The organism is Streptomyces boncukensis (genome assembly GCF_011045075.1).
Classification (GTDB): Bacteria; Actinomycetota; Actinomycetes; order Streptomycetales; family Streptomycetaceae; genus Streptomyces; species Streptomyces boncukensis.
Genome location: NZ_JAAKZZ010000263.1, coordinates 1 through 10,325, shown reverse-complemented (window position 1 = coordinate 10,325; position 10,325 = coordinate 1). Strand labels below are relative to the sequence as shown.

The following is a 10,325-nucleotide window of genomic DNA, read 5'->3' as shown; positions in this document are numbered from 1 at the left end:
GATCGGCCTCCCTCCCCCACTCCGCATCCGCAGCCGCACGGGCCGGCGAACAGGCAGGCGGACAGGCCCTCCGGACACGTCCTCCGGACACACGTCCTCCGGCTGGCGATCACGGCGTCGATGGCGACGGTGATCGGCATCAGCTCGCCTCGTCCGGCTCGGCCCGCATCCGCGCCGCCTCGGCGGCGCGAGCATCGCCGGGCGGCGGTCCTGCCGCGCTGTGACCCACGCCACACACGGTTCCTGTCAGGAATCGAGGCGCTGTCCCGCTCAACCCGCGAACAGCACAGCCGACCGACAGGAGCATCAGATGAAGCACCGCATCGTCGTCCTCGGCGCCGGCTATGCCGGAGCCTACGTGGCCGGGAACCTGGCCCGTCGGCTGTCCCCGGCGGACACCGAGATCACCGTGGTCAACGCCGTACCGGACTTCGTCCAGCGACTGCGGCTGAACCAGCTGGCGGCCGGCCGGGACATCGAGGCACCGCAGCTCACCGACGTCTTCGCGGGTACCGGCATCCGGCTGCGCGTGGCCCGGGTCGCCGCCGTCGCCCCCGAGCGCCGGGTCGTCGCCGTGGCCGACGCCAACGGCGGCGGCGACCTCGGCTACGACACCCTGGTGTACGCGCTCGGCAGCCACGGCGACGACCACGCCGTCCCCGGCGTTGCCGAGCACGCCTTCGACGTCGCCGCCAGGCCCTCGGCGCTGCGCCTGCGCGAGCGCCTGGACGGCTTGGGCGAGCGCCCGGACAGCCTGGGCGAGCGAGGCGGAGGCGGGAGCGTAGTGGTCGTCGGCGACGGGTTGACCGGGATCGAGACCGCCACCGAGATCGCCGAAACCCGGCCCGGCCTGTCGGTGGCGCTGATCGCCCGCGGTGAACTGGGCGCCCGGCTCTCCGCAGGAGCCCGCGGCCACCTGCGCCAGGCGTGCGACCGGCTGGGCATCACCGTCCTGGAGCACACCAGCGTCGAAGCCGTCGAAGCAGCGCGGGTGCTGTGCGCCGACGGCACCGCCCTGGCGTCCGACGCGGCCGTGTGGACGGCCGGGTTCGCGGTCAGCCCCATCGCCGCCGCCGGCGGGCTGGAGGTCACCGAGAACGGCCGGATCGTCGTCGACCGCACCATGCGGTCGGTCTCGCACCCGAACGTCTACGCGATCGGCGACAGCGTCCATGCCCTCGGCGACAACGGCCGTCCGCTGCCGATGTCCTGCGGCTCGGCCGGCTACACCGGCCGACAGGCCATCGAGGCGATCGTGGGACGCCTGACCGGCCGCGAGATCGCGAACGTCAAGCTGGTCTACCTGTACAACGCCATCAGCCTCGGGCGGCGGGACGGGCTCTGGCAGTCGGTCGACGCCGAAGGGCAGGCGAAACCGAAGTACCTGGGCGGGCGGAGGGCCGCGCGGATCAAGGCGGCCATCGAGAAGGGGGCGCTGTGGGGCACCTCGCACCCGACCTTCGGCCTGCCCAGACGCAAGCGCCGCCTGGCCGCCGCACCGGATGGGACCGCCGAGAACAGCGGTCGCGTAGCCGCCTAGGGTGATTCACGTGGACAACTCCGCGACTGATCGCTTCGAGGCCGGCCGGAACCGGCTGGCCTCGCTGGCGTACCGGCTGCTGGGCTCCGCCGCCGACGCCGAGGACACCGTGCAGGATGCCTTCCTGCACTGGCAGGCCGCCGACCGGCAGCGGATCAAGGTACCTGAAGCGTGGCTGACCAAGGTCGTCACCAACCTGTGCCTGGACCGGCTCCGCTCGGCACAGGCCCGCCGCGAACGCACCGCCGGCGCCTGGCTGCCCGAGCCGCTCCTCGAAGGCGACCCGATGCTCGGCCCCGCCGACACCTTCGAGCAGCGCGAATCGGTCTCCCTGGCGGTGCTGACCCTCATGGAGCGCCTGTCACCCGTCGAGCGCGCGGTCTACGTCCTGCGCGAAGCGTTCACCTACGGCCACGCCGAGATTGCCGAGATCCTCGGCATCACCGAGTCCGCAAGCCAGCAGCACCTCCACCGGGCCCGGCGCCGCGTCACCGCCGCACGCCGCCGCAGCGGCGGCGAAGCCGACCCGGCATCCGCCCGCAGGATCGTCGAGGAATTCCTCGACGCCGCCTCCACGGGCCGCACCGAACGGCTGGTGGCGCTCCTCACCGACGACGCGACCGCGGTCTCCGACGGCGCCGGCCTGACCAAGACGCTGCTGCAGTACGACACTCCGCAGCGCATCGCCGCCATCGCACGGGCCGGCTTCACACCCACACCCGCGAAACGGCGACGTACCGGCGGCACGCCCGCCTTCCACTACGCGCTCGTCAACGGCGCCCCCGCCCTCCTCTTCGTGCCCGGCGGCCAGGTCGCCGGCGCCGTGACGTTCGACATCGCCGACGGCAGGATCGCAACCGTGCGTGGCATCGCCGCCCCCGCCCGCCTCGCCCGCCTCACCGAAGCCTGGCAACAGCACGAACCGGGCACGCCGCTCACCACCCAGTGGTGACCGACACCGACAACGCCGGGAGACGCACACGCAGGGGCGACCCGCTCGAATCCGTCACGTCCACGAAGGAGCCGAAGCCCCGCATCGGGCATACGCCGGACTCGCCGGACTCGCCGGACTCGCTGCGATGAAGCCGTACCGGAGACTCACCGGGGGCCACATCCCGGCGCGCGTACGGGCCGTGCTCCGCACCGCACTCAACACGGCCATCGCACGCCAGCAGGTGTGCGCCTTGCGCGATCTTCTTGTCGTAGAAGGCCCGGGAGACCGGGTTGGCCAGGGCGGCGAACGCAGAGAGGAAGAAGGCCCGTTTGAGTTGCTTGCTTCCTCGGAGGCTGGGGACGATCAACGCGGCTGCATCCGTGCCGGGCACGATGACCGTCTGCTCGTCCAGGGCCGTGAAGATGTCCTCCACCAGCCGCTCGGCCATCCGAGGGGATTGCGGCCCGGTCAGGTTCACCGGTCGACGACGTCCGGCCTTGCGGATCTGGGCCGGGGAGCCGAACTGGTCGAGCAGCTTGAGCACGGCGGGATGCTGCACTGGCGGGCCCAGCACCCGTTCCAGCGACGGCTGATGCGGGTGGCTTCGCCGGCCAGGTCGTCGTCGAAGCCCGCGATCAGGCCATGCGTTCGGCAGGGAGAGGAAGTCATGCCAACTCCAGAGGCCCAGAACCAGTACAGCGTCACACTGCACACGGGAGGGGCTTCCGCTCCTCTCCTGGTTCCCCCTCGACATCGGCGCCACACCGGCCCAGATCGCGCTCGCCTGGTTGCCCGCTCGGGCCGAGAACATGGTGCCGGTTTCCGGCACAGCCTCGCCCGGCGCCCCTGACCCCGGTCAGTCCGGTCCTGTCCACCCCAGTTGCGCGGTCCCTCGGCGCTGACCCCGATCTCCGGGTGTCTACGGTCAGGGGGAAGCTTCGTTGGGCCACACGAGCTCGTGTGCCGCTCTACCAGATTCGTGCCGGGACACCACTCGGCCCAACGCCGGCGTTGCTGTGGACAATGCCCAGAAGCCGGCGCAGTTCGGCCTGGTCCTGGGCAGTGAGCCCGGCGGTCAGTCGGCGTTCGGACTCGCCGGCGAGTTGCGTCAGGTGTTGCAGTTCCCTGCGTCCGGCATCAAGGAGGGCGACGAGCTTGACCCGCCGGTCAGTTGGTGACTCCCGGCGGAAGACGTAACCCCGCTCGACGAGGTCGTCGAGCAGTCCCACAATGCGACTGGCCGGGATGCCCAAGGAGCGGGCCAAGGACTGCTGGGACTGGGCTTCCCCATCCCTGAGGCCCCTCAGTACCGCGAAGTGACGAGGGTGCAGGCCCGTGGGCGCAAGCGCGCTCTCGAAAGCCATCGTCGCAGCGTGGCCGACTGCTGCGACAACAAAGCCGATGGGCTCCGGCTGGGCCGTACGAGCAGTCTCAGGAGTGGTACCCACACCTCAATCATACCTATCGGAATGGTTGTGCTCGAAACAACCCTCGGAGTGCCGCTGGAGCCGCCAGTGGAGCCTTGCAGGCTCATGTCGGCTGGTATAGTTTCAAGCGAAATGATTTCACATGGATTGGATCAGTCATGGCACCGAACGACCAGGACACTGTCGAGGCGTACCTCGACCGCCTCCGGAGTGCATGGGACGCTGCGGACGCGAAAGCGTACGGAGAGCAGTTCGCCGAGGACGCCTCGTATGTGATCTTCATGGGAGACGCCCTCTTCGGGCGGGCCGAGATCACGTCCACCCACCGTGATGTCTTCGAGAAGTGGCAGAAGGGCACTCGCATGGCGGTGAAAGCGATCGAGGTGCGCGACATCGACTCCGACTCCGTGGCCGTGGTGACGGTGGGAGGCATCGGCAAGGGCAAGGCGATCCCGTACGACAAGCTCCAGACCTTCATCCTGCGCAGCCGCGAGGGACGCTTCGAGTGCGTCGCCTTCCAGAACACCGAGATGAGCCGACGCACCAAGAAGCTCCACAACGAGTCGTAGGACCGTACGGTCGCCGTGTCGCGGACGGTTCCGGATCGCGGCCGACGGCCACGTCCATGCGCAAGGAGGGCTGGCGCTGCACCCGGAGGGGATCTGTGCGCGTTCCGCGCAGAGGTCGACAGCGACGTCCCCTGACGCCGGAGTGCCCCAGCTGTCCGGCGACTCGGCGAGGTTGACGGACCCTCCAGCCATCTTCACCCGCAACGCCCCGGCACCGCTCGCCGAACTGGCGAAACCCGCCACGCCCGGCAACCTGCCCGGTACTCTCCGCCAGCTCTCCGGCCTCGGCGGCTGCACCAACCCCGTACGCCTGGCCGGACACCGCACCGAGCACCACGTCGACACCACCACGCGCGAGATCGGCCCGGCACCCGCCCCTACCGCTGCGGACGCCACCACGCCCCCGCTACGACTACGAATCCGCGGTGCTCTGGAACGCCCACGCAGGCACGCTCTGGCGCCGCTTCACCATCCACCTCCGCCGCGAGACCACCCACCGCGCGAGCCTGCCCCAACGCGAACTCCCGCACCGCGCCCGGCACACGCCGAACGCCTCATCCGCACCGCCTGGGCCCTCGGCGCCCTCCGCGCCGCCTCCAAGCAGCCATCGTGCGCGGCGACGACCACGCCCAAGTGGCACACCATGGCCGAGGAAGCCGAGAGGTGGTCGGCATGAGCGGCAAGCGCGGGAACGGCGAGGGCTCCATCTGCCCCTACCGCAACGGCTTCGCCGCGTACGTCTGCGTCACCACCCCCGACGGCTAACGCAAGCGCAAGTACGTCTACGGCAAGACCCGCCCCGAAGGGCACGACACATGACTCAAGGCCCACGCCGACGCCAAGAAGGGCCCGGCCCCACCCGGCACCGCACCGTCGCGGCCTGTACATCGCGCCACACCTCGGCCCCAAGCGGCTCGACAAGCTGACCGTCCGCGACGTACGCGAGTGGCTGACAGGGCTGGCCGACACCTGCCAGTGCTGCGCCCAGCGCAAGGACGCCAAGCGTCGGCGAGCCGCTTCCTGGAGCATGCCGTCACGTCCGCCCCACACCCGGGACGGGGCCTCTCGCCAGCGGAGCCGCCTGTCGGATTCGAACCGACGACCCCCCGCCCACAAGGCTCGGGCAAGGGTGCACCAGTGATCGCAACAAGCCCCTGAGCCGTGAGCCGAGAACGGCCGCTGGTGAGCGGTGTGTGCCGTCGTTGCCGTCAGCGCTGCCGTCAAGACGGCTGACTCGAACAGCGTTGTTCTCTGGGATGCTGGGTGCATCAGTCGAGAGGGGCGGCGTTTCATGGAGTGGAAGACCTTCGGCGAGCGGTCGATCTACAACAACCAGTGGCTGAACCTGTCCCTCATCGACGTACAGCAGCCGGACGGCCGCCGCTGGGAACACCACGTCGTACGCCTGCGGCACCTGGCCGTCGCCGCTGTGGTCAACGACCGCCGCGAGGTGCTGATGCTCTGGCGCCACCGTTTCATCACGGACACGTGGGCGTGGGAGCTGCCCATGGGGCTCATCGAAGACGGGGAGAACCCGGAGCACGCGGCGGCCCGTGAGGTCGAGGAAGAGACCGGATGGCGGCCGGACGCCATGAAACCGCTGATCTACGCCGAACCCGCGAACGGCATCACGGACTCGCAGCACCACGTCTTCCGAGCGGACGGCGCCACGCACATCGGCCCGCCCACGGAGAAGAACGAGGCAGCCCGCATCGAGTGGATCCCACTCGACCGCGTACGCGGCTTGATCGACCGCCGCGAGGTCGTCAGCAGCGGCTCCCTGGTCGGGCTGCTGTACGTGCTCATGGACGAGGGGGTTCGCTGAGGCTCACGGGGAGCGCGTCCCGCAGCCGGGCCTCAAAAACCATGGCAGCGGGTTCCTGGCGGTGAGGTTCCAACTGCTCGTGAAACTCGCGCAGATGCCCCGTCACGCGCTCTGAGGTGACGGCGGAGGCCGGGGTGAGGGCGCTCATGGCCGTGTGGCACGCCTCGTCCAGCTTGCCGCGCTGGAGCTGGGTGCGGGCGAGCCAGAAGGAATGGAACGCGCGCCCTCGCTGGTTGGACTGGTTCTCCCGGTGCAGGGCATCCGTGATCAGTGGCTCGGCGACGTCGGCTTCGCCGAGGCGGGCGTGTGCGATGCCGGTGTCCACGATGAGCTTGGGTTCGTCGAAGTACGCCACCCAATCCGGGTCCGGATCCCGATCGGTGATCCGCTCGAACTGCCGGTGCGACTCCGCGAGCGCCGCGTGGGTCTCTCTGCGGCGGGTGAGTGTGGCGTGGGCGAACGCCTCGCGCATCGACAGCATTGCCATCACACGCGGTGTTCCGGCTGATGCTCGGGCGTGGTCCTGGGCGGCTGTCGCGAGCGCTACCGCGTCGCCCGGCCGTTCCTGGTAGGTGGCCTGGAGGCTCATGCAGGCCATGACGTTGGCCATGAACGCCTGGTCGTCCACGGCCTTCGCGAGTCGCAGCGCCTCGGTGAAGTACGTACGGGCTCGGCTGTACTGGCGCGCGTCGAAGTAGGTCCACCCGGTGAGGCGGGCAAGCTCAGCGGCGACGGCGTACAAGCCGCGCTGGGTCTCCTGGTGGCTGGTCTCGCGCAGGAGACTCATCACATACCGGAACTGCCCGAGGACGGCGGGCCTGAGAGCTTCGCCGCCATGCTCGTCGTCGCGCCGCCAGTAGTCCTGAATGGAGGAGCGCAGGGCCTGAAGGGTGGAAGGGCTGGGGCTGCTGGTGGCGGCTGCCGCAAGGATGCGGTCCACCTCGGTGCCCGGCAGTGTGCCGGACTCGGCAGGCAGGGGCGCCTCCTCCGGTGCGGCCTCGCGCGTGCGTGTGCTCAGCACGGGCGGAGTCTCCCACTCCCGTCGCGCCAATCCGAGCAGGTGGCCGGGGATGCGCAGCCCGTCAGCGATGCGCTCGATCACATCCATGTGCAGCAACTTGCGCTGGCCTGCCATGACTTCACCGACACGACTGGGCGTCAGCCCGCACCGCCGCGCGATCATCGACGGATAGATGCCCGCGTGCCGCTTGACCAGTCGGAAGACCTGCGAGAAGTCCCGCACACGGCAGGCGTCCACCATCTCCGGGTTGCTGAGCAGCCGGGCGGGAAGCTCCGGCGGGCTGCTGGACTGCTCGGGCATCAGGCACGCTCCGGGCGGCGCGGCATCTACTGATCGTCGCTGAGTCTCTGCGCTCCGTGATGTTACCCAAGTTGGGTAATCACCTGGACCTTTCTGGCCTATTGCCCGTCACGGGACGCTGCTGCACACGGGGCGAGCAACAGAGGCCACCAGTAGAGAGGTACGGCGGCATGACGGCAGACGAAGGGACAACGGCGGCACTCGATCAGTGCCGGGGCGCACTCGTACGCGATACCGAAGCCGGCTTCGTCGGCGTCCTGGTGGACGTACTCCACGGGTTCGTGGACCCTGCCCGGCCGCGTTCGACTATTCCGCACGACCTGGTCTTCATCCGGCCGTGCGGCGGCGGGCGGGAGCACACGGCGGCGCCGGACACGGTCTGTCTGCTGCAATCCGCTCCGGAGAGGGAAGCGTGCACTCATCCGGACACGGAAGAGCGGGACGGCAAGATCTACTGCACGTCCTGTGACGCACAGCTCTACCTGTGAGCCTCCGCCCCTTACGGCTCCCGCCCCGGGGGCGGTTCACAAGCCTCCGCCCGCGTCGGACCGGACTGGTCGCCGGTTCCTGCTGAAACGCGCGCGGGGAAGGCGGTCCGGCTCCCCCTCGTAGGTGCTCACGGGCGCGGGAGTCGGACCGCGCATCACCCGAGCTCCGGCCTCGGCTGGTGGATCGGTGCCACGGACAGGTCGAGCATCGGCCAGGAGCGGGATGCCCATACGGCTGTCTCTCGCGACGGTCGGCAGCCGTACGGGCCTGCCACTCACACAACCGCGAAGGAGAGTGCAGCAGTGAACGCGACACTGGAACGCCCCGCCCCGGAGAAGGCGGCGGAACGCGCGAAAGAGATGCTGACGACGCTGGAAGCGGACCCGGAGTTCGCGCGGCTGGCAAGGTCCTGCAAGTCCTACGACGAAGCCTGGACGGACTTCACCGGCTACGCCCTGCTGGACGGCTACGACGTCCGCAAGGACACCGACCCGCTGTTCCCCGAAGCCATCCGCGCGATGGTCATCAAGTCGGCCGTGTACGAGTTGACGGACGGCAACGAGGACGCTGCCGAGATCCCGGTACCGGTCCCCTTGGACGTGATGATCCACGCCCTGGCCGCCCAGTTCACCGTGCTGAGCCGGATCCAGGAGCGAACCGGAATCAAGTTCGTGCATGCCACGGACCGCGAAGCGATCGGCGCAGGGGAGCCGGGTGACTACACGCATCAGGTGTACCGCGCGGCCTGGGGCCCGGTGAACGACCGCTACTGGCTCGGCAAGGACGAGACGGAGCGACGGACCGCCATCGTCACCAGGAAGTACGAGCAACTGGGCATCTACGAAGCCGGTCGTCGCATCGCCCCCGGCTTCGCCACGGCAGCCGCCTAAGCCATGAACGCACGGCGCAGCATCGCGGTGGTGTCGACGCCGGGGAACCGCTGAGCAATCTCACGGCTGGCCTGCTCGATCAGTGATTCGAGCACCCCGGGCGCTGCGCCGTGCACCATGTCACGTAGATACATCTCCAGCTCGGCCTCGTCGGCGGGCAGGTCTAGCTCCCCCATCAACGGCACCCTGTCTGACTTGTACCGCGCGGCCGGCACCCCCACCTTCTCCGGATGGACGCACACCGGCACGCCCTCCGCCGTGTATCGGTGCCCATCCTCCGAGCTGAACGGGAACTCACGACTGGGCCGCTCCGCGACGTCGAATTCCCCCAACGGCAGGCGGCGCGACGGACAGATGCCACACGCCCGGTGCTCCTCACCCCTGACGAACGCCTCAGCCATGGCGGAAGCCTAGAGCCGAGACAGCCCCGTCCGGGCGCCATTGCCTCCCCTGGCACACGGGCGGGTAAGTGTGTACTGGCGGCCTGGTGCCGTTCGTCGGTGGAATCCCTCGGGGCGGTCTTGAACGGTCACCACAGGCAGCACGCCACGGCGAGAGGGGGAGCCGTACGAGCTGGCGCGCGTCCCCCGGCGTACCCCACTCAGCGGTGCGCTGGCGTACCGAGCCGGGTATGGCGGACCGGACGAACCGCGGGAGAGCGCCCGGACGATCATGCAGGACTCGGGCAAAGCTCGATCCGGGTGACCATGGACGTCTACACGTTCGTACGCCTGGACGAGCAGCGCGACGCGATCGGACGGCTCGGGGACGCCCTCAGCGACAGCGACGGCGAGGACGACGATCCCGACGACCAGCCCGAAGGCTCATGATCGGTTAGGCGGCTGCCGTCAAAACTGCCGTCATCGGGATACACCGAGGGCCCTGTTCGACGGCGAACAGGGCCCTTGGCCTGCAGAGCCGCCTGTCGGATTCGAACCGACGACCTTCTGTTTACAAGCTGGAGGTGGGTGGGGCGGTGAGGGCCATACCGGCCGCTGCGGAGTGCGGGAGGGGCGGTGCCAGGCGACGACGGTCGGTGAGGTTGCTGTACTTCGCTGCTGTACCGCAACGGCGCCGCGCGTGGACCTCAGCCACAGACAGCCCGCCAGCACGGCGGGAGCGCCGAACGATAGGGCGCGCGTGTGGCTCGCCGCACTGGCCGCCAGGCTCAGCCAAGCTACCGCGCTTTCGGTTCGACCAGAGCAGAGCCCGAGCAACAGGCACCATGTCGCAACCTCAGAGGTCGGAAGCTCAGACCTCCGGGTGCAGGCATAGCTATCCCAGAGTGGCAGACGAGTGAGGGGTGGCCTGGCCACGAGCGGGGTGGGGG

10 protein-coding genes and 2 pseudogenes are annotated in these 10,325 nt (G+C 69.5%); 8 read left to right on the top strand and 4 right to left on the bottom strand.

The genetic code is table 11. The features are described 5' to 3' along the window. The first annotated feature begins 310 nt into the window (after nucleotides 1-310). Together G5C65_RS22645 and G5C65_RS22640 are read left to right on the top strand one after the other, a co-directional pair. Nucleotides 311-1,540: an NAD(P)/FAD-dependent oxidoreductase gene (locus G5C65_RS22645; RefSeq protein ID WP_165300748.1), complete on the top strand. Its 1,230-nt coding sequence runs from the start codon at nucleotides 311-313 to the stop codon at nucleotides 1,538-1,540. Between the two features lie 10 nt (nucleotides 1,541-1,550). Then, a complete protein-coding gene (locus G5C65_RS22640; RefSeq protein WP_338146588.1) occupies nucleotides 1,551-2,492 on the top strand; it encodes a sigma-70 family RNA polymerase sigma factor in 942 nt (313 codons plus the stop codon). A gap of 229 nt (nucleotides 2,493-2,721) precedes the next feature. On the opposite strand, the pseudogene G5C65_RS22635 reads toward G5C65_RS22640, so the two are convergent. Then, a pseudogene (locus tag G5C65_RS22635) lies at nucleotides 2,722-3,113 on the bottom strand (IS110 family transposase); the annotation flags it as partial. A gap of 329 nt (nucleotides 3,114-3,442) precedes the next feature. Then, nucleotides 3,443-3,838 carry a MarR family winged helix-turn-helix transcriptional regulator gene (locus G5C65_RS22630; RefSeq protein ID WP_165300746.1) on the bottom strand — a complete coding sequence of 132 codons (396 nt, stop codon included), beginning with the start codon at nucleotides 3,836-3,838 and terminating at the stop codon, nucleotides 3,443-3,445. Nucleotides 3,839-4,059: 221 nt separating this feature from the next. Between G5C65_RS22630 and G5C65_RS22625 the strand changes: the two genes are divergently transcribed. The 3 genes and pseudogenes from G5C65_RS22625 to G5C65_RS22615 all read left to right on the top strand — a co-directional run bounded on the left by G5C65_RS22625 (nucleotide 4,060) and on the right by G5C65_RS22615 (nucleotide 6,295). Then, entirely contained in the window at nucleotides 4,060-4,470 is a 411-nt protein-coding gene (locus G5C65_RS22625; RefSeq protein ID WP_165300745.1) for an SgcJ/EcaC family oxidoreductase, read from the top strand. Between the two features lie 190 nt (nucleotides 4,471-4,660). Next, nucleotides 4,661-5,009: pseudogene (locus G5C65_RS39465) on the top strand (replication initiator); the annotation flags it as partial. A gap of 752 nt (nucleotides 5,010-5,761) precedes the next feature. Next, nucleotides 5,762-6,295, top strand: coding sequence for an NUDIX hydrolase (locus G5C65_RS22615; protein ID WP_165300744.1), 534 nt, complete (start codon nucleotides 5,762-5,764; stop codon nucleotides 6,293-6,295). Here the strand turns inward: G5C65_RS22615 and G5C65_RS22610 are convergent. After that, complete coding sequence (locus G5C65_RS22610) at nucleotides 6,273-7,616, bottom strand: NsdA family TPR-like regulatory protein (RefSeq protein ID WP_165300743.1); 1,344 nt, start codon at nucleotides 7,614-7,616, stop codon at nucleotides 6,273-6,275. The genes G5C65_RS22615 and G5C65_RS22610 overlap by 23 nt on opposite strands. A gap of 170 nt (nucleotides 7,617-7,786) precedes the next feature. On the opposite strand from G5C65_RS22610, the gene G5C65_RS22605 reads away from it, so the two are divergent. Both G5C65_RS22605 and G5C65_RS22600 read left to right on the top strand, forming a co-directional pair. Further along, on the top strand, nucleotides 7,787-8,104 hold the full coding sequence (locus G5C65_RS22605) for a hypothetical protein (protein ID WP_165300742.1): 318 nt from the start codon (nucleotides 7,787-7,789) through the stop codon (nucleotides 8,102-8,104). Between the two features lie 303 nt (nucleotides 8,105-8,407). Further along, nucleotides 8,408-8,995 carry a hypothetical protein gene (locus tag G5C65_RS22600; protein ID WP_338146587.1) on the top strand — a complete coding sequence of 196 codons (588 nt, stop codon included), beginning with the start codon at nucleotides 8,408-8,410 and terminating at the stop codon, nucleotides 8,993-8,995. Here the strand turns inward: G5C65_RS22600 and G5C65_RS22595 are convergent. Further along, entirely contained in the window at nucleotides 8,992-9,396 is a 405-nt protein-coding gene (locus G5C65_RS22595; protein WP_165300741.1) for a hypothetical protein, read from the bottom strand. The two genes, G5C65_RS22600 and G5C65_RS22595, sit on opposite strands and share 4 nt — an antisense overlap. A 306-nt stretch (nucleotides 9,397-9,702) precedes the next feature. On the opposite strand from G5C65_RS22595, the gene G5C65_RS40195 reads away from it, so the two are divergent. Beyond that, entirely contained in the window at nucleotides 9,703-9,825 is a 123-nt protein-coding gene (locus tag G5C65_RS40195) for a hypothetical protein (RefSeq protein WP_277608090.1), read from the top strand. Nucleotides 9,826-10,325 lie beyond the last annotated feature (500 nt).

What these genes read in the sequence shown, in the direction of transcription:
- G5C65_RS22630 (WP_165300746.1), bottom strand. Translation starts at nt 3,838, where the DNA reads ATGGCTTTCGAGAGCGCGCTTGCGCCCACGGGCCTGCACCCTCGTCAC.
- G5C65_RS22610 (WP_165300743.1), bottom strand. Translation starts at nt 7,616, where the DNA reads ATGCCCGAGCAGTCCAGCAGCCCGCCGGAGCTTCCCGCCCGGCTGCTC.
- G5C65_RS22625 (WP_165300745.1), top strand. Translation starts at nt 4,060, where the DNA reads ATGGCACCGAACGACCAGGACACTGTCGAGGCGTACCTCGACCGCCTC.
- G5C65_RS40195 (WP_277608090.1), top strand. Translation starts at nt 9,703, where the DNA reads ATGGACGTCTACACGTTCGTACGCCTGGACGAGCAGCGCGACGCGATC.
- G5C65_RS22615 (WP_165300744.1), top strand. Translation starts at nt 5,762, where the DNA reads ATGGAGTGGAAGACCTTCGGCGAGCGGTCGATCTACAACAACCAGTGG.
- G5C65_RS22645 (WP_165300748.1), top strand. Translation starts at nt 311, where the DNA reads ATGAAGCACCGCATCGTCGTCCTCGGCGCCGGCTATGCCGGAGCCTAC.
- G5C65_RS22605 (WP_165300742.1), top strand. Translation starts at nt 7,787, where the DNA reads ATGACGGCAGACGAAGGGACAACGGCGGCACTCGATCAGTGCCGGGGC.
- G5C65_RS22595 (WP_165300741.1), bottom strand. Translation starts at nt 9,396, where the DNA reads ATGGCTGAGGCGTTCGTCAGGGGTGAGGAGCACCGGGCGTGTGGCATC.